This is a genomic window from Comamonas odontotermitis, from assembly GCF_040396735.1.
Classification (GTDB): Bacteria; Pseudomonadota; Gammaproteobacteria; order Burkholderiales; family Burkholderiaceae_C; genus Comamonas; species Comamonas odontotermitis_C.
This window is the reverse complement of sequence record NZ_JBEBNZ010000001.1, coordinates 398,842-418,038: the sequence shown is the minus strand read 5'-3', so window position 1 is coordinate 418,038 and position 19,197 is coordinate 398,842. Positions and strand designations below refer to the sequence as shown.

At 65.0% G+C, this 19,197-nt stretch carries 12 protein-coding genes and 2 pseudogenes; 3 read left to right on the top strand and 11 right to left on the bottom strand.

What is annotated here, in order from left to right; all coding sequences use genetic code 11:
- Positions 1-64: 64 nt before the first annotated feature.
- Both cphA and ACH2DG_RS01795 read left to right on the top strand, forming a co-directional pair.
- Positions 65-2,644, top strand: a complete 2,580-nt coding sequence (gene cphA, locus ACH2DG_RS01800) for a cyanophycin synthetase (RefSeq protein ID WP_395024004.1) — start codon at positions 65-67, stop codon at positions 2,642-2,644.
- Between the two features lie 142 nt (positions 2,645-2,786).
- Positions 2,787-3,275: a CreA family protein gene (locus ACH2DG_RS01795; RefSeq protein ID WP_395024124.1), complete on the top strand. Its 489-nt coding sequence runs from the start codon at positions 2,787-2,789 to the stop codon at positions 3,273-3,275.
- Between the two features lie 42 nt (positions 3,276-3,317).
- Here the strand turns inward: ACH2DG_RS01795 and ACH2DG_RS01790 are convergent, their stop codons facing one another.
- From ACH2DG_RS01790 to ACH2DG_RS01745, 10 genes are all read right to left on the bottom strand, one after another.
- Positions 3,318-4,136 (bottom strand): M55 family metallopeptidase, encoded by an 819-nt coding sequence (locus ACH2DG_RS01790; protein WP_395024003.1) that lies wholly within the window; start codon positions 4,134-4,136, stop codon positions 3,318-3,320.
- A gap of 3 nt (positions 4,137-4,139) precedes the next feature.
- Positions 4,140-5,210, bottom strand: a complete 1,071-nt coding sequence (locus tag ACH2DG_RS01785) for a P1 family peptidase (protein ID WP_395024002.1) — start codon at positions 5,208-5,210, stop codon at positions 4,140-4,142.
- Positions 5,203-6,225: a Bug family tripartite tricarboxylate transporter substrate binding protein gene (locus ACH2DG_RS01780; protein ID WP_395024001.1), complete on the bottom strand. Its 1,023-nt coding sequence runs from the start codon at positions 6,223-6,225 to the stop codon at positions 5,203-5,205. The genes ACH2DG_RS01785 and ACH2DG_RS01780 overlap by 8 nt, the downstream gene beginning before the upstream one ends.
- Positions 6,226-6,308: 83 nt before the next feature.
- Entirely contained in the window at positions 6,309-6,770 is a 462-nt protein-coding gene (locus tag ACH2DG_RS01775) for a GNAT family N-acetyltransferase (protein WP_395024000.1), read from the bottom strand.
- A gap of 107 nt (positions 6,771-6,877) precedes the next feature.
- A complete protein-coding gene (locus ACH2DG_RS01770) occupies positions 6,878-9,799 on the bottom strand; it encodes an Hsp70 family protein (protein WP_395023999.1) in 2,922 nt (973 codons plus the stop codon).
- A 25-nt stretch (positions 9,800-9,824) separates the two neighbouring features.
- Complete coding sequence (locus tag ACH2DG_RS01765; RefSeq protein WP_395023998.1) at positions 9,825-11,702, bottom strand: Hsp70 family protein; 1,878 nt, start codon at positions 11,700-11,702, stop codon at positions 9,825-9,827.
- A 2-nt stretch (positions 11,703-11,704) separates the two neighbouring features.
- The gene (locus ACH2DG_RS01760) at positions 11,705-12,367 is read right to left on the bottom strand and encodes a DUF2760 domain-containing protein (RefSeq protein WP_395023997.1); all 663 of its coding nucleotides are present in this window, start codon (positions 12,365-12,367) and stop codon (positions 11,705-11,707) included.
- Positions 12,368-12,739: 372 nt separating this feature from the next.
- The gene (locus ACH2DG_RS01755; protein ID WP_395023996.1) at positions 12,740-15,058 is read right to left on the bottom strand and encodes an ATP-dependent DNA helicase; all 2,319 of its coding nucleotides are present in this window, start codon (positions 15,056-15,058) and stop codon (positions 12,740-12,742) included.
- Positions 15,055-16,782, bottom strand: a complete 1,728-nt coding sequence (locus ACH2DG_RS01750) for a VRR-NUC domain-containing protein (RefSeq protein ID WP_395023995.1) — start codon at positions 16,780-16,782, stop codon at positions 15,055-15,057. Before ACH2DG_RS01750 ends, ACH2DG_RS01755 begins: the two co-directional genes overlap by 4 nt.
- A 520-nt stretch (positions 16,783-17,302) precedes the next feature.
- Positions 17,303-17,800: a hypothetical protein gene (locus ACH2DG_RS01745; protein ID WP_395023994.1), complete on the bottom strand. Its 498-nt coding sequence runs from the start codon at positions 17,798-17,800 to the stop codon at positions 17,303-17,305.
- Between ACH2DG_RS01745 and ACH2DG_RS01740 the strand changes: the two are divergent.
- Positions 17,784-18,190, top strand: a pseudogene (locus ACH2DG_RS01740) (IS3 family transposase); the annotation flags it as partial. The gene ACH2DG_RS01745 and the pseudogene ACH2DG_RS01740 overlap by 17 nt on opposite strands.
- A 17-nt stretch (positions 18,191-18,207) precedes the next feature.
- Here the strand turns inward: ACH2DG_RS01740 and ACH2DG_RS01735 are convergent.
- Positions 18,208-18,950 (bottom strand): annotated as a pseudogene (locus ACH2DG_RS01735) (IS5 family transposase); the annotation flags it as partial.
- Positions 18,951-19,197 lie beyond the last annotated feature (247 nt).

Sequence of the window (19,197 nt, the reverse complement as noted above, 5' to 3'; positions counted from 1 at the left end):
CTGCTACCGCTTACCCCAGAAGCGCAAATCAATACAAAGCTTGATATTCAGCTGAAAGAACACTATGCAGATCACCCGCACCCGAGCCCTGCGTGGCCCCAACCTCTGGACCCGCAGCACCGCCATCGAAGCCGTCGTGCACTGTGACGACAGCGAACTGCTGTACACCGCCATGCCCGGCTTTGAAGAAAAGCTGCGCGCGCGCTTCCCCACCATTGGCACGCTGCAGCCGCACGGCGCGGCCCAGCAGCTGTCGCTGGCCTATGTGCTGGAGCGCGCAGCCCTGTCGCTGCAGGCACAGGCTGGCTGCCCCGTCACCTTCAGCCGCACGCAGGAGACCGTGGAACGCGGCACCTTCCAGGTCGTGGTTGAATACACCGAAGAAGCCGTGGGCAAGCTGGCCATGGAAAAGGCCGAGGCGCTGATCCAGGCCGCGCTGAACGACACCGCCTTTGATGCGGACGCCACGATTGCCCAATTGCGCGAGTTGGACGAAGACGACCGCATCGGCCCCTCCACCGGCGCGATTGTCGATGCCGCCGTTGCCCGGGGCATTCCGTTCCGGCGCCTGACCACAGGCTCACTCGTGCAGCTGGGCTGGGGCTCGAAGGCCCGCCGCTTCCAGGCGGCAGAGCTCGATTCCACCAGTGCCGTGGCCGAGTCGATTGCGCAGGACAAGGACCTGACCAAGCGCCTGCTGCATGCCGCAGGCGTGCCCGTGCCCATGGGTCGGCCGGTGGTCGATGTGGAAGACGCCTGGGCCGTAGCCCAGGAAGTGGGCCTGCCCGTCGTGGTCAAGCCGCAGGATGGCAACCAGGGCAAGGGCGTGGTGGTCAACATCACCACCCGCGAAGGTCTGGAAGCTGCCTACAAGGTGGCAAGCGAATTCGGCGATGAAATCCTGGTCGAGCGCTTCCTGCCCGGCCATGATTTCCGCATGCTGGTCGTTGGCGGCCAACTGGTGGCAGCGGCCCGCCGCGAGCCGCCCCAGGTGCTGGGCGACGGCCAGCACACCATCCGCGAGCTGGTGAACATCGTCAACCAGGACCCGCGCCGCGGCTCGGGCCACGGCACGGCGCTCACCAAGATTCGCCTCGATGACATCGCCATTGCCCGCATCGCCAGCGAAGGCCTTACGCCAGACAGCGTGCCCGCCCAGGGCCAGCGCGTAGTGCTGCGCAACAACGCCAACCTGTCCACCGGCGGCAGCGCCACCGATGTGACCGACGATGTGCATCCCGAGATCGCCGCCCGCGCCATTGAAGCCGCCCAGACCATCGGCCTGCATATCTGCGGCGTGGATGTGGTCTGCGAAACCATGCTCAAGCCGCTGGAAGAGCAAAGCGGCGGCATCGTCGAAGTCAATGCCGCCCCCGGCCTGCGCATGCACCTGGCACCCTCGTTCGGCCGCCCGCGCAATGTCGGCGTGCCCATGGTCGACGAGCTGTTCGCCCCGGGCGACGATGGTCGCATTCCCGTGGTGGCCGTCACCGGCACCAACGGCAAGACCACGACCACGCGCGTGATCACCCACCTGTTCACCTCGCACGGCTGGCGCACCGCCATGACCAACACCGATGGCGTGTGGGTCAATGGCCGCCAGATCGACAGCGGCGATTGCTCCGGCCCCAAGAGCGCCCGCAACGCCCTCGCACACCCCGAAACCGATGCGGCCGTGCTCGAATGCGCGCGCGGCGGCATCCTGCGCGAAGGCCTGGGCTTTGACCGCTGCCAGGTGGCGGTCGTCACCAACGTGGGCGAAGGCGACCATCTGGGCCTGAACTACATCACCACCAAGGAAGATGTGGGTGTGCTCAAGCGCGTCATCGTGCAGAACGTAGCGCCCACCGGCTACGCCGTGCTGAACGCGGCCGATCCGCTCGTGGCCGCCATGGCCCATGTCTGCCCCGGCAAGGTCATCTTCTTTGCCGCAGACCGCCACCACCCCGTCATGGCCACGCACCGCGCCCAGGGCAGCCGCGTGGTCTATGTCGATGGCGACAGCATCGTGGCCGCCGAAGGCTCGTGGCGCGAATCCATTCCGCTGCGCGAGATTCCGCTCACCCGCAACGGCACCATCACCTTCCAGGTGGAAAACATCATGGCATCCATCGGCGCCGCCTGGGCGACGGGCCTGCCCTGGCAGACCATCCGCCGCGGCCTTGCTGGTTTCTTGAGCGACAGCGACAATGCGCCTGCCCGCTTCAATGTGATGGATTACAAGGGCGCCACCATCATTGCCGACTACGGCCACAACCCGGATGCCATGCGCGCCCTGGTGCAGGCCGTGGAAGCCATGCCCGCCAAGCGCCGCAGCGTGGTCATCAGCGGCGCGGGCGACCGCCGCGACCAGGACATCATCGAGCAGACCCAGATTCTGGGCAAGGTGTTCGACGATGTGATCCTGTACCAGGATGCCTGCCAGCGTGGCCGTGAAGACGGCGAAGTGCTGGCCCTGCTGCAAAAGGGCTTGCAAGGTGCGCCGCGCACCAGCTATGTCACCGAAATCCACGGCGAGTTCATCGCCATCGACCACGCGCTCTCGCGCCTGCAACCGGATGACCTGTGCCTGGTGCTGGTCGACCAGGTGGAAGAAGCATTGGCACATCTGCGCAAGCACGTGGCGGAAGCTGCACTGGCTTGAGAACTGCGTAGCGGCTGCGCTGAAACCGCGCTGCCCCCAAGATGCCGGCCTCGCCGGCATCTTCTATCAAAATAAAATACAAAATCCTTGACAGATGCGCGGCAGCGCGGATTTCAAGGATTTTTTACAGGAGTATTCGATGATGCGATTTACCCCTTGCCTGCGCGCCGTGCTGGTGGCAGGTGCCTGCTCCGCAGCAGGCCACGCCATGGCCAGCCCGGAGACCATCGGCTCGGTGGACACGGTCTTCAAGCTGGTCGGCCCCGACCACAAGATCGTCGTCGAAGCCTATGACGACCCCCAGGTCAAGGGCGTGACCTGCTATGTCTCACGCGCCAAGACCGGCGGCATCAAAGGCGGCCTGGGCTTGGCGGAAGACCGCTCCGAAGCGTCGATTGCCTGCGTGCCGGTGGGGCCCATCACCATCGACAAGCCGATCAAGCAGCAGGATGAAGTGTTCAGCGAACGCACGTCGCTGCTCTTCAAGCGCCTGCGCGTGGTGCGCATGGTCGACACCAGCCGCCACGCGCTGGTCTACATGACCTATTCCGACCGCGTGATCGAAGGCTCGCCACAGAACAGCGTGACGGCGGTGCCGGTACCCGCTTCGGTGCAGATACCCATACGCTGAGCAACGCCGCGGCTGCTGCACGCAGCACCGAGGTGCAGCGGCCTAACGCAGCATTGACGACATGGCTGACAGGCAGTTGACCATGCGCACGGCAGACTCGATCTCTGGCGCGCTGAAGCGCACGGTGCAGCCATCCACACGCTCCAGCGTCGGCCACTGGCAGAACAGATCGGCCATGCCGGGCGAGGTCGCGGTGATCTCCACCCGCACCGGGCTGACGGCCAGGAGCGGCTCGCACTGCGCGCGTTGCGTCAGCGCCAGCACCACCCCTTCGCGGATCGCGGCCTGAGACTGCTCGGGCGCCAGGCTGATGCCGCTTGCGTGGCCCGTGGCACGCTTGGTCTGCACAAACACGGCACAGGGAAAGAGGGCCTCGTTTTCCGCGCGCAACACATCATCGCCTGCCAGCATCACCACCGGCGCGCCGTAGGCGCCAGCCAGCGCACCGTAGATATGGGCTTCGCTGGCTGGCTGGCCGTTGATGCAGACCCGCGCAAACGCAAAACCATTGATGGTGTGCGCCAGAATGCCGCGCCCCTGGGCGCGCGAGTGGTAACCCACCATGCACACCGCATCCACGCCCAGCTCCACGCCGGCCACCATGCTCAGGTAACGCGGCTTGCCTTGAATCACCTGCGCCCGCGCATCCAGCAGATCGGGCGGCATATTGCGAAAGCCGCCGTGCGAATCGTTGACGAACACCTCGGTGGCCCCGGCTGCAAAGGCGCCATCGATCGCCGCATTGGCCTCCTGGGACATCCAGCGGCGGGCACGCTCGTACTCGGGGTTGCCCGCACGCACCTGTTCGGCGTGGTAGACACCTGCCACGCCTTCGATATCAACAGAAATCAGTACTTTCATTGCTCAGTCTTTCCACAGATCCTGCCAGCCCCAGCGGCGATGGCCATCGCGCCCCTGCACCGTCTGCGCATGCCACATCGCATGGTAGATCGCCTGCTCCACGGCGTCTGACGCGGCGCGGAACAGCGGATCGAGCTGCGTCTCGTGCGCCATTGCCACGGCGGGCATGGGTTCGTTCACATCGGCGGGCTGCGTATAGGCACAGCTGAACGCCAGCGCAATATCGCCGCTGCCGTGGCCATAGCAGGAGCCCGTATTCGCCAGCCCCGCAGCGGCGCGCCGGGCCACACGGCTAAGCTGGCGGCTGTCCAGCGGCGCATCGGTGGCCAGCAGCATGATGATGCTCCCCTTGTCCACACCATCGCCGGGCGCAGCCTGCTGCTCCTTGGCCTGCAGGCGCTGCTGCAGCGCCGCACCCACCGGCATACCGCCCCAGCGCAGGTCAGCGAGCTTGCCCATATTGGCCTGCACCAGCGCCCCCACGGTGTAGTGGCGGTCCGCCATCTCCACCACACGCGAAGCCGTACCAATGCCGCCCTTGAGCTGAAAGCACGACATGCCGCGCCCCGCACCCACTGCGCCCTGGACCACGTCACAGGCGGCAGATTGCACGGCCTGGCGATAGTGGTCTGCCGTCACCGCCATGCGCTGGATGTCGCTCAGGTAGCCGTCATTGCACTCCAGCACCAGCGCATTCACCGTGGGCAGGCTGCGGCCGCATTCGGGGTTGGCGGCAATGCACTCGGCAATCTGCGCCTGCACCACGGCCGGCACGCCAAAGGTGTTGGTGAGTGCGATGGGCGTTTCAATCTGGCCCAGCTCGGCCAGCTGCACCAGGCCCGCACTCTTGCCAAAGCCATTGATCACCGCCAGCCCCGCTGGCAGCTTGTGCAAGAAGGGGTTGGCCGCCGGCGGCACCACCACCGTCACACCGGTCTGCAGGTCGCCCTGGGCAACGGTGCAGTGACCCACGCGCAGGCCCGCCACATCGGTAATGGCATTGCGCGGCCCGGCGGGTAAATGGCCTACCCGGGGCACAGTGGCGCAGGCTGCCAGCAGTTGTGCATCAGTCAATGTGCGCCCCCGAATCCTGCACCACCTGCTTCCAGTAGGCCAACTCGGCAGGCAGGGCTGCCTTGAAGCTGCGCGGATCGGACTGCACGGGCTCTGCGCCCAGCCCCTTCAACCGCTCTGCCATGGCGGGCGTTGCCATCACCTTGGCGATGGCAGCGTGCAGCCGGGTGACGATGGCATCAGGCGTGCCAGCGGGAGCAAACAGACCGTACCAGCTGGTGACCGCCAGATCCTTGCCCAGGGGCACAATATCGGGGGCCAACTGCGTGGGCTTGTCGGAAGCCACGCCCAGCACGCGCAGCTTGCCGCTGGTCACAAAGGGCATCACACCGGGAAAGCTGCCGAACGTCATGGGCAACTGGCCCGCCACCACATCGGTGGCCGCAGCCGATGCGCCCTTGTACGGTACATGCAGCAACTCGATCTTCTTCTGCTTTTTCAGCATTTCGCCCAGCAGGTGGTTGAGCGTGCCGTTGCCTGCCGAGGCATATTCCACCTTGCCCGGTTGGGCCTTGGCATAGGCCACCAGCTCGTCCAGCGTTTTGGCGGGGAATTTGGGATTGACCACCAGCAGGTATGGCGCCACCGCCAGTTGCATGATGGGCGTGAAATCCTTGAGCGGATCAAACGGCACCGTGGTGTAGAGCGCCGGGTTGATGGTGTAGGCGCTTTGCGCCGTCACCAGGAAGGTGTAACCGTCTGCTGCAGCGCGCGCCACCTGGCTCGTGCCCAGGTTGCCATTGGCGCCGGGCCGGTTCTCCACCACCACGGGCTGGCCCAGCGAGTTCTCCAGGCCCTGCGCCACCGCGCGTGCAATCACATCGTTGGCTCCACCGGGCGCCTGAGGCACGATGAAGGTGATGGGTTTGGCAGGCCAGTTGCCCACCGCCTGCGCCCAGGCCTGCGGCATGCTAGCCAGCACGGCAGCGCCAGCAGCCAAGACCAGCCACCGTCGGTTGGGGAAAAAAACAGCTTCAGGCGCATGGCCAGTGCGCACCACAACATCAAATTTCATAGCAAACTCTTTCGGTAGGTTTGTACTTGTTGGCAGCACCCTCCCGGTTGCTGCGCAATGGAGTCGGTGCATTGTTGCACCGGTCACGCCGGTGGCCGGGCGACAAAGGCTTGCTTGTCGTGGCGGTCAAAACCCGCGCCTTCATAAAACTGCATCACCGCTTCGTCCTTGCGGCCAGTCATCAGCATGGCCTTGTAGCACCCCTGGGCCCAGGCCTGCTGCAAGGCGTGCTGCAGTACAGCCTTGCCAAACCCGCGTTGCCGGAATGCCCCGTGCGTCACCACGTTCTCAATCAAACCATACGGTCTGCAGCCGCGCGTGAGGTTGGGGATGGTGGTGAGCACGCAACTGGCCACCAGTTGGTCGCCCACAAAGCCGCCCAGGTAGAGATTGTGCGGATCGGCCACCAGGTCTGCCCAGATGGCCTCCACCCGAGCAGGAGACGGCAGAGGGTCGTCTGATGCATGCAAATGCTGGTAGAGCGCCAGCAGTGCCTGCAAATCGCCAGCGGCAAGCGGCCGAATGTGCAATACAGAATCTTTCATGGCGCGGCGGCCCATGGCCCACAGATGACACGGAAGCTGCCAATTTACAGGCAAAGCGCCCACAGCACGCGCGAACCGTTCCGCCTTGGCGACAAAAACTGCTACGGCTACAGCAATACCAGCCCTGGCGGCAGGCTGTCGCCAAAGCTGCGCTTCTGGTCTTCGGCTTCCATCTGCACCACCTGCTCCACCATGGCGATCCAGCGCGGCGGGGCGCCTGCGGCGCGCATTTTCTCCAGCACCTGGGTGCGCGGGGCATCGGCCAGATCGCGCGCGCGGTCACCTGTCATGCGGGCCATCTGCACGGCGGCGAACATGGCGGTTTCGTTTCTGCGCCAATCCTGGGCGAGCGTGGCGTTCAAAAACTCCTGCGCAGCCTCGGGCGGCATCACGCGGTGTGCATTGGCAGCCAGCGGCTGGCGCGCAGCAAGGCGGCCGATGGCCCACCAGGTCTGCACGGTTTCCTCGGGGCGCTTCAAGCGTTGCAGCATCCACTGGCCCATTTCCTGGCGGTACTGCCAGGGCACGGCCTCCATGGCGGCAAACAGGCGCAGCATGTCGTCGTAGCTGCCATGGCTGCTCTTGCCCCGGGCAGTTTGCTGCACGGCTTTTTGCATGTGGCCAGCCACGTCTTCGAGCAGCTCCATCTGCTGCGCTTCGCTCAGGCCCGCCGCCACGCGGCGCCAGAACACCCACCACTCGGTCCAGGTGCCGGCTTCCTTGCCATGGCCCAGTCCATGGGGATAGAGCACCCAGACCTGCTCCATGCGCCAGGCATCGAGTTCGGCCCCCACGCCGGGCCGCAGGCACCAGCCTGCAAGATTGAGCCAGACGCGCTCGTGCTCCACGGAGCGGCGCCGGCGCCGGGCGCGGGCCAGCAGGGCATCGAACAAGGCACGCAGCAGGGCAATGCCCCAGGCCTCGCGCGGGCCCAGCACTTTTTCCAACGATTGGCGCAGCTGCCGCACTTCCTTGGTCGTCACATCCTGCGCCTGGTTGCCGAAGATGCGGTCGATCAGTGCCACGGCCTCGGGCAGGCGCGCATCCGATGATTTCAAGCCGTTCTGGCTCCCAACGGCATCTTCATCTGCGCCATCAGCGACCAAATCAGCAGCATCAGCAGCATGGTCTACCGCACCACGCACCACAAACGGCAGCAGCCAGGATGGGGAAGCGCCTTCGGACTTCTGCGCGGGTACGCAGCGCACTTCCAGCGTGCCCACTTCGGTCATGCTGGCCTGCAACTGCACCTCGACCTGAGCCTTATCGCGCCCTTGCGGTGCGGGCAGCACCGTGGACAGCGGTGGCAGTTCCACCCAGCCCTCGCCGCCGATCTCTGCAATCTGCCCCGCCTGCGCCGGTATATCGCTGCGGCTGCTGGCCAGCAGATTGAAACGCACAGCCTCGCCCAGCCGCAGCGCAAAGCGCCGGCCCGAGAGCACGATGCGCACTCCCTCTTCCGTGCCGCGCGGCAACAGGCAGATGCCTTGCGGGCGGGCGCCGGATTTTGCGGGCAACAGCAGCCAGTAGCTACGCGCCGAGCCGCCGCCGATCTGTGGCAGGCGCGCGGTAGCCACTGGCTTGTCAATTTTGACAGCAACCTGCGCCTGACCCTGTTCGTGCGAATCCGCTTTTTCTTCAACAACTGGCTGAAAACGCGCCAGTCCATACGCTGCCGCGCCGCGCGCCACGGCCCAATCAGGGTGCGGGTTGTGCAGCACGCGCACGGAACTGCCGCGCCAGGCCGAGAGCTGCTCGGTCAGCCGCTCCACCACGGCATGGGCGTGGAAAACGCCGCCATTGAGCAGCACGGTATCGGGCAGATAGGCCGCACCGGCGCCTGCAGCGTGTTGCGATAGAAACTGCGCCAGATGCCGCGAAATCGCCGCATCGGCCGGATACGGCAGGCCAAAGCCGCGCAACGCGCCTTGGCGCCGGGCGGGAACATCGCTGATCTGCGCGGGCGGCAGAAAACCATCGACCACCCATTGGCGCACCTGCTCGCGCGTGAGCGTGGCGCTACGGGCCTGGGCCAGCAGGCGGCTGCCGCCGCCCAGCAGCGTCACCGCCACGCGCTCGGGCGCATCGGCCGCCAGCAATTGCTCCTTGGCGATACGGCAGCGCTGCACCAGCTGGGCAAATCTTGGCGCAGGTAATCGCTCGCCCTCCCCTGCGAACTGCGCCTCCAGCTGGTGGGCGAGTGCCAGATCCATGTTGTCGCCACCCAGCATCAGGTGTTCGCCCACGGCCGTGCGCGTGAGCACGGGCAGGCCGCCATCGGGCGACGCATCCACGCGGATCAGCGTCAGGTCGGTCGTGCCGCCGCCCACATCGACAACCAGCACCAGCCGGCTGCCCGCCAGTTGAGATGCCAGTTGCTCGCCTTGCAGCACCAGCCAGTCGTGAAAGGCGGCCTTGGGCTCTTCGAGCAGATGCACGCCGGGCAAGCCCGCCAACTGCGCGGCCTCCAGCGTCAGCGCACGCGCGCCTTCGTCGAACGAGGCAGGCACGGTCAGCACCACGGTCTGCTGGTGCAGCGGGGCCTCGGGGTGTGCGCGGTCCCACGCGGCGCGAACGTGGGCCAGATAGGCGCTCGATGCCGCCAGCGGAGATATCTTGGCTACATCTTCAGCCGCCCCCCAGGGCAGGATGGGCGCCGTGCGATCCACACCGGTGTGCGACAGCCAGCTCTTGGCGCTGGCCACCAGCCGCCCCGGCACGGCCGTGCCCAGATCACGCGCCCAGCGGCCGATAATGGCGGGTGCCTGTGCATCGGCACCCTGCGGCGGCCAGGGCTCGCGCCAGGCGTCTCCCAGCTCGCCGGGTGCCGCCTGGTAGCGCACCGAAGGCAGCAGGGGCTGCGCAAGCACTTCGCCAGCCGTGCTGCGCTGGGGAATGTTCAGCAGCGCAATCTCTGCGGCCACACCGCTCAAAGGCACGCTGGCGACGACGGTGTGGCTGGTGCCCAGATCGATACCCACCACATAACGTGCGGAGCCAAAAGAAGTGCTTTCAGTCACGGCAGTCATGCGGCAGGTGGATCAGGTCAAGGTATCAATACGCGGCAGACTCGGCGTCTGCGGCTACAGTCTCCGCCCGCACATCGAACTCCACCTTCCAGCGCTCGTTGCCGCCCACAGGCACGGCGTTGAGTTCCAGCGTGCCGATGTCGGTCACGCGGGCATGCAGGGTGACGGGCACCACTTCGCCGCTCGCGCGGCCCTCGGCGGGCAGATGGGCTTCGATCTCCTGCAGTTCCACTAGTTCTTCGGGGCCCCAGAAGTCGAGCATGGTGCCAACGGCGTCGCTGCGGCGCACGCTGGAGCCAAAGAAGCGCAGGCGCACCGGCTCGCCCACGACGAGGCCGAACTCCTGCGCGTCCAGCGCCACTTCCGTACCCTCTTCCATGCCAAAGGGTGCCAGGCACAACGCCGAGATGGGCGGCTCCATGCCGGGGATGGCGGGCATGTTCGATTCCACGCCCACGTAATAGCTTTGCGCCGTGCCGCCACGGATGCGCACGCCGTGGCCCATGGCAGCGATATGGCCGTAATAGGCAGCGCCGCGCGCAACGGCCAGGTCGAGGTTGGCGCCATCAAGCAGGCGCGCGGGCTGCGCACCTTCAGCCGCCAGCCAGCCGTTCACAACGGCGAGAATGCGCTGCTCGATTTGCGCAGCCTTGAGTACGCCGCCATTGAACAGAATGGCCGTGGGATGCAGGAAGCTCGCGCCCGCAGGCTGCGTGCCCTGCAGGCCTTCGATCTGCTCGGTCGCCCCTGCCTGGCGCGACAGGAAGGCCGCCAGGTGGCGGGTGACGGCCGCGTCCTGCGCATAGGGCAGGCCCAGCTGGGTGAGCGCGCCGCGCGCACGGGTCTGGGGCTTGTCGCCGACGGCCACCTGGGGGAAAAAGCCCTCCACCAGCATGGCCAGCACTTCGGCGCGCGTCACCTCGGTGCGGATGCTGCCGCCGATGAGCTTGCTGCCACGGCTGGGCACCACCACGGGCACGGCCTGCAGGTTTTCGTCGGCCAGCAGCTGCTCCTTGGCGGCGCGGCAGCCATGGGCGAGCGCACGGGTCTGCCAGGCGTCGAGCTGCTTGCCCTCTTGGGCAAGCTTGCGCGCTACGCCGTAGGCCAGGGCCAGGTCCATGTTGTCGCCACCCAGCAGGATGTGCTCACCCACGGCCACGCGCTGCAGTTCCAGATTGCCATCGCGCTCGAGCACGGCGATCAGCGACAGGTCGGTGGTGCCGCCACCCACGTCCACGACGAGGATCACGTCGCCGTTGCTGACCTGCTTGCGCCAGTCGCCACCCGTGGCCTGAATCCAGCTGTACAGCGCAGCCTGGGGCTCTTCGAGCAGCGTCAGGTTCTGGAAACCTGCGGCCTTGCACGCCTCGGCCGTCAGCTCGCGCGCTGCAGGGTCGAACGATGCGGGAATGGTGACGGTGATGTCCTGGGCGTCAAACGGCGCCTCAGGGTGGGCCTGCTCCCAGGCCCAGCGCAGGTGCGAGAGGTAGCGGATGGAAGCGGTGAGCGGTGATACGCGGTGCACCTCGGGTGGCGCATCGGCGGGCAGCAGCGGCGAGCGGCGGTCCACACCGGGGTGGCACAGCCAGCTCTTGGCGCTGGAGACCAGACGGATCGGCGTGGCAGCGCCGCGCGTGCGCGCCAGCTCGCCGACCACAAAATCCTGCTGCGCCCCCCATGGCAGCGCCATGTCGGCGGCCGTCAGCTCGCTCTCGTGCGGCAGGTACAGAAAGGACGGCAGCAGCGGCTTGGCCTCTACGCTGGCCAGCCCGGAGAGCTGGGGAATGTCCAGCACGCCCTGCACCACTTTTTCGCCATCGCTGGCGGACCTGTCCACCCACGACAGCGCGCAGTGCGTGGTGCCCAGGTCAATGCCGATGCTGTACTGTGCGTTGTGCTCCATGCTCACAGTTCCACCTCGGCCTGCGCGATGATTTTGGCGGCTTGCGTATCGGTGAGCTGCGGCAGCTTAACTTGCGTTACTTGCCAGCCGCGATGCCCCAGCGTGCCGGTGAAGGGCGCCTGGCCCACCACATGGCCGGTCAGCCGCACGGCGGCGGCGTCAAAACCGGCCTGCAGCGTGATGCGGCTGCCTTCCGCCTCAGGGCGCACGGGCTCCATGGCGAAATGCTCGCGCAGCACCTTGCGGCAGCCTTCGTGCACCACACGGGCGGCAGCGCCAATCTCGGCATCGGTGTAGGGTGCGACCTCTTCCTGGATGAAGTCGACAAAGCGCGCCTCGCGCTGCATCAGGCCCAGCAGTTGCAGGGCGGCGGTGTCGGTCGGCACCTCAACGGTCTTCTCCACCAGTTTTTCGACCGGCACCTCGACGCGCTTTTCCACGGTCTTCTCGACGATTTTTTCCACCGGTACTTCCACGCGGACTTCGACGATCTTCTCGATGGGGACCTCAACGCGCACTTCCTGGGGCTGCACATCGGCGGCCAGGGCCTCGCCGCCGCGCAAGCGGCTGACATCGCCTGCCAGACGGCCGTTGCCGAGAATGGCAAAAAAACTGCCGATCGCAATGGCGATGCGGCTGAAAAAGGATGGGGGGGTGTTGTTCATGAAAGCACCAACAGGCGCCCGCACCGGAGCCCAGGCTGCGCAAAGCGCTCCGGGCCGCCAGGAACATCGGGCGTTTCAGAATCAGGCATGCAGGGCCACGGGGGCATCTGCAAAAGCGGTGATTTTACGGGTTGTGCCTATGCCCCCGCAGTGCGCCCCAGCTCATGGCGCCTCTCGATCTGGCGATGGGCTGGTTGACTTTGCCCAGGCCCCTGGCCCGCCAAGCGCCAGTACGGTCGTCATGCCGTCTTGGCAGGCTGCCACGCCGTTGCAGGCCATGGCACGGCAGCGCTGCGCCAGAATTTATACAAAACCGGCCGCCAGCGCTTGGTGGGTGCGCGCCAGATCATTAAATAGCATAGCAAAAGCCTGCTAACGCCCCTCTACATGCCACCAGGCTGGCAGCAAGGCGCGCACCTGAGCGCGCCGGTAGCGGTCATCGATCAGCACCACCACTCCCCGGTCCTGCTCGGTGCGAATCACCCGGCCTGCGGCCTGCACCACCTTGCGCAGACCCGGATAGAAATAGGTGTAGTCGTAGGCCCGGGCTGCGCCAAACCGCCCGACCATGGCCTGCATCATGTGTTCGTTGATGGGGTTGACCTGCGGCAAGCCCAAGGTTGCCACAAAGGCACCAATCAGGCGCTTGCCCGGCAAATCCACCCCTTCGGAAAACGCGCCGCCCAGCACGGCAAAGCCAATGCCCTGCCCGTCTTCCACAAAACGGTCGAGAAATGCCGTGCGGCTGGCATCGTCCATCGCCGCCGTCTGCTGCCACAGAGGCAGGTGGGGGTGTCGCTCCAGCATGCAGGCCGCCACGCGCTGCAGGTAGTCAAAGCTGCTGAAGAAGCACAGGTAGTTGCCCGGCAGGCGGGCGTACTGCTCTGCCACCAGATCGGCAATCGGTGCCAGCGAGCGCTCGCGGTCCCTGAAACGGGTGGAGATATGGCCCGCCACCCGTACCTGCAGTTGCGCCGCGTCAAATGGCGCGGGCACATCGACGCAACGGGTGGCCTGTGGCAGCCCCAGCAGATCCTGGTAGAACTGCGCCGGGCTCAGCGTGCCCGAAAACAGCACCACGGCCTGCGCTGCCGCATAGCGGGGCACCAGGTGCGGCGCGGGCACCACATTGCGAATGCACAGGGTGGACAGCGGCTTTCTGCGCCCTGCTGTGCGAGCCATGGCAGCCTGCCCGCTGGCATGGCGGCTCACATCAAAGAGCGCGTGGGGACCAAACTGCTCGGCCAGCGCCAGCCACTGCAGCGCTGCCAGGTAAAAATCCAGCACCGCATCGCCCGGCAGCAGCGGGCTGTCGCCCTGGGCATCGGCAATCACCCCCACCACGCGCTGCAAGGCGCCCAGCAAGCCAGCGGGCACGCTCTCATGCACCTCGTAATCCTGTACCTGCGCCTGGTTGATGGCGGCCCACTGGCGCTGCAGGCCATCGAGCGCCTTTTTGACCGCACCGGTGGCCGATGCACGCGCGGCCACCAGCGCCCACTGCGGCAGCTCGGCCGTGTACATGCGGCGGGCGCGTTCGAGCAGGTTGTGCGCCTCGTCCACCAGCACGCCCACCTTCCATTGATTGACTTGCGTCAACGCATACAGCATGGCCGCGCTGTCGAAAAAGTAGTTGTAATCGCCCACCACCACGTCGCTCCACCGCGCCAGCTCCTGCGTCAGGTAGTACGGACAGATCTGGTGCGCCAGCGCCACCTGGCGTACCTGCGCAGGCTCCAGTGCGCTGTGGTGCGCAAACGCCTGGGCGCGCGCAGCGGCGAGCCGGTCGTAAAAACCACGGGCCAGCGGGCAGGAATCGCCATGACAGGCCTTGTCTGGGTGCTCGCAGCTCTTGTCGCGCGCCTGCAAGTCCACCACCCGCAGCTGCGCGGCCTCGCCCTGGGTGCGCAGCTGTGTGTTGACCGTGGCGAGCGCCTGCAGCGCCAGCCCATGGCCGGTGCCTTTGGCCGTCAGAAAGAACAGCTTGTCCAGCCCCTGCGTGGCACAGGCCTTGAGCATGGGAAACACCGTGCCCAGCGTTTTGCCGATGCCCGTAGGCGCCTGCGCCATCAGGCAGGCTCCCGCCTCGCCGGTGCTGGCTGTGCGGTACACCGCCACCGACAGCTCGCGCTGCCCGGCGCGGAACTGCGCAAACGGAAACCGCAGCGCCGCCAGCGCCGTATCGCGCGCGCTGCGGTGCGCCGCCTCGCTGCGCGCCCAGGCCAGAAAGCGCTGGCAAAGCCCTTCAAAAAACTGCTGCAACGGCGCGGCGTCCCAGGTTTCGGCCAGCACCGTCTCCTGCTGCGTGCCGATGTTGAAATACACCAGCGCCACCCGTATCTGCGGCAGGCCGCGCGCCTGGCACAGCAGGTGCGCATACACCTTGGCCTGTGCCCAGTGCAGCGCGCGGTGGTTGGCGGGCACCCGTTCCAGCTGGCCACGATATGTCTTGATTTCTTCGAGCTGCTGCGCATCCGGGTCAAACCCGTCGGCCCGGCCACGCACCAGCAGATCGTCCCACTGGCCGGACAGGCTGATTTCTGCCTCGTACCCCTGGCTGCGTCGTGCGCGCACCACGCCATGGCCTTCCACGCCTTCAAGCGCCGTGGGCGCAGGGGTGAAGCGCAAGTCCAGATCGCCCGCACGGGCCGTGAACTCGCACAGCGCGCGCACGGCAATGGCGTAGCTCACGCAATGCCCCCACCAGAGGTGCCCACGGCGGAATCGCCCAAGGGCGCCCCCAAAGAAGGCGTCTCCCCATCGCGCCAGCGCACATGGCACACGCGCACCGCAATGCCGTGCGCGGCGCAGTATTCCAACCAGCGGATCTGGTTGTCCTGCAGCTTGTCGCCCGGGCCTTTCACCTCTACCAGCTCGTAGCGCTGCTCTGCGGGCCAGAAACGCACCAGATCGGGAAAACCGCTGCGGTTGGCCTTCACATCGCGCAGCAGCCGCGCAAACAGCAGCTTCAGATGCGCCGCAGGAATGCAGGCCAGCGCCAGCGCCAGCAGCTCGGGCGTCAGCGTGCCCCAGAACACAAAGGGCGACAGCGTGCCTGCCTTGGCGTCAAACCGCTGCAGAATCACCTCGTGCCAGCCATCGCCATCGAGCAGCGCCAGGCATTCATCAAACAGCGCTGCCCTGCGCGCTGCAAAATCAGGCGCGCCGAGGTCTGCCGGGCCGGTTTGGAAAGGGTGGAAAAACGCCCCCGGCAGCGGCGCAAAAATGGCTGGCCAGCACAGCAGGCCAAACAGCGAGTTGATGAGCGCGTTCTCCACATAGAACACCGGCGCCGCATCGCTCTGCCAGTGGTCACGCAGTACGTATTCCACCGCCGTGGGTGGGCGTGGCGCCTCCAGCTCCACATCGATGCGCATCTGCGCCACCTCGGGCTGCAGATGGGCACGGCGGCCAGGGCGGGATTCACCCAGGCTGCGCAGCAGGCGCGGCAACATGCGCGCAATGCGTTGGCTTTCCTCGTCGCTCTCCGGCGCAGCCTGCGCCGTCCGCGCCAGAGCAAGCGCATCACCGAAAAGCGCCTGCCGCTCCAACACCCGAATGCGCCGGTGGCGCGCGCCCGGGTAGTTGCACCGCGCATACGCCTCGCCGGCAAGCGCCCAATCCTGCGCACGCTCACAGGCCTGGCCCACGCGCAGCAGCAGCTTGGCGCGGCGCCGCTCCAGCCAGGGGTTGCGCCAGCAGTCTTCGCCACGGCCATCGTCAATGGCCGCCAGCACTGCCGCCGCATCACCGCTCTCGTCCAGCAACTGGCGCAACTGCTGCAGGGCCAGATACCCATCCACGTCGGCACGCGATTGGAAGGCCCGCGACTGCGCATCGAACGCCACCGATTCGTATTGGAAGATACCCAGATCGGCCAGCACAAACTCCGACCAATCCTGGTGGAGATTGCCAAAGAACATCAGCCGCAACCGCTCGGCCAGATCGCTGATCGCCACGCGCCACGCCGCATGCGGAGCAGCAGGAAACCATGCCGCGTAGGGCTTCGCCTCTGGTTCGGTCTGCTGCAAAATTTGAAGCATTTCGCGTTTACCCAGCGAGCGCTGCAGGCCCAAACCACTCAGTATCTGCAGCAGCTCTGGCTTGGTGTGCAGCGCAAACAGCTCGGCCAAGGCCATGGCGGCATCCGCATCGATCCAGCCTTGCGCGAGCAAGGGGCCTGCGGCCGCCGGAACATCGGGGATTTCCTCGTACACCAGCTTGTCCACCCGAAACCACGGGCCCCGCCGCATCAGCATGCGCACCAGCAACGCCTGCGACGGCTGCGGCAGCCCGGAAAAACCGGCCAGAAACGCCTGCTCGCGCGCATCCAGCAAATCCGCATAGCGCTCGCCAATCCAGTCGAGCGCACGCTGAAAGTTGTGCAGGTAGTAGAAACGATGGGGCGGCAGCATTTGCGCAAATGATACTGTTTTTTCATACAGCACCATTCACTGCTAGCAATCGCCCGTCATACGCAAACAGGGATTCATGCGCGTGCATGGCGCCCTGGCTTTGCAGGGCAAAGCGAGCGGCTGGCCGAATGCGCCATACAAAACCGGACTAATTCAACGCAGAAGCACATAACGCAACACCCCTGGTTGACATGGCTGGGCCTGTGGCGAACACTCAAAAGAATAGACACCGTTGTTGAGCGTCAACTGTGCCCGCCGCACAAACATACCCGCTCGCCGCACATGAAGAGCCGCCAACACAACCCAGCAAATCGTAGATTTGCGGTTGAGACGAGGCGCCGGGCCGCGCCAGGCCGGGCCGCGTCAGGCGAAGCCGCAGGCAGCACAAACGTACGACAAGGCTAGGTGCTCCTAGCTGGGCGCCCCCGGCTGGGCGCCCCCGACGAAGCAATGACGTATCAAGAGTGGTGTTAGCGGGTTTAAAGAATAGACAAAGAAGGCAATGTATGTGGCTGAGGGACTATTGGGAGGAAGTGACTACGGATGAGTGGCAAGCCATTGCAGCCAAGCAAATGCTTGTACCTACCAAGCCAAAAAATCCGGCTATTCGTACATCGCTGCCAAGCACATTCCAGCGGCCAAAAATCTCTGTCCAGTCATGGTCACCGCCACCAACTAGTGGCAGCAGCTGTGCACGTGCATCTTTCATGTAGCGCGCCACATTCAACAGGCTTGCGCCAAACCACAGCCAGCTAGCGGCAAAACCCAGGCTCTGGCGCTGTCGCCAAAAGTGGTGCACAAACAAGAGCGGAAACAGCAGTTGGAAAAGGGTGCCGCCATACACGGCCAGGTGGCTGGAAAAGATGCCCACGATGGGATGCCCGGCTTCATGGATGGCGAGGTTGGCGTGGTCCAACAAGAACACCCAGCGACCCTCAGTAAACAGATGCTGCCATAGCACATACAGCGCTGCCACGGTGAGGGCAACGCATGCCTTGGTGCTGGTGGGTTGGTCCATGGGCAGTCGTATCGATACGGCTCTGGTGCTGGATGCGCTGCTGATGGCATTATGGCGACGTAAGCCAATGCATCGGTCCTGGTCCATTCCGATCAAGGCTGCCAGTTCACAGGCCACGAATGGCAGGCCTTCCTGCGGGACCATAATCTAGTCAGCAGCATGAGTCGACGCGGCAACTGCCATGACAATGCTGTGGCGGAGAGCTTCTTCCAACTGCTCAAACGCGAACGCATCCGACGTCGTATCTATACGACTCGCAGCGATGCGCGAGCGGATATATTTAACTACATCGAGATGTTCTACAACTCGCAGCGCCGTCATTCATCGGCAGCAGGGCTATCGCCCATCGAGTTTGAACAGCGCCATTCCCAACGGCTCAAGAGTGTCTAGCCAAGTCGGGGCGATTCACTCCATCTTTTCCAGATAGCCCGCCCCAACCTCCTACACGCCTTGACCGCTTCATTGCGGTGAGCAAATGCCAGCCCTTTGCGCAGCTTCGCTCCTTTGCGTGGCGGGATGATTGGAATGGCTCCCCTCAGGTAGCACGCCTTATGCACATCCTGCGTGTCGTACGCTCCATCACCGGTAAAGCTAACTATCTCTTCATGGCTTGGGATTTGACCTAGCAGGTCGGCAGCCATGGGCGAGTCGCCCACTTCATTGGTTGTGACTGCGATGGCCCGAATCTGCAGCGTCTGGGCATCAATACCCAGATGCACCTTGCGCCACTGGCGGCGCCGCTCAGCTCCGTGCTTCTTGGTTTTCCACTCACCTTCGCCCAAGAACTTGATGCCCGTGGAGTCAGCGAGCATGTGCAAGCCTTTGTCGCTTGCCAGGTAACGCACCCGCACGTCCAAGCTCTTTTGTTTGCGGCACACCGTACTGTAGTCGGGCACTGAGATAGGCCTGCCATACGCAATAGCGACTACACCAGGCCCGGCGTCTGGCGCAAGGGCTGGCCAAACAGGCTCTTGATGGTCAGGCAAAACTGGATGGCCGTATCTGAGAACTTCTGGCAACAACCACGCTTGCCCGTGGGTGGGGCTAGCCACTGCATCTCCCTATCGAGCCAGATGGTCAGATCCCCTCGCGCCTTCAACGCTGCGTTGTACGCCTTCCAGTTTGTTGTGCGGTACCTACCCGACCCCAGCTCGTCTCTCTCATCGTTCGAGGCTACCCCAGCTGGAACCTGGATTTATGCAACAACGCCCAAAGAGATATACCGTACCTCAATGTTAACGCCGGGTGGCTCAAAATTAAAGACCTACCCCCATCGTGGTGCTTACTGCCGCTCTATTTCCAAAACACAGCCGTCATTCAAGACAATAACTTTAAAAACGCCATCATCAATTAAAAAGAAATAATCAATACGACCGTTATGTGAGGCAGTATTTATA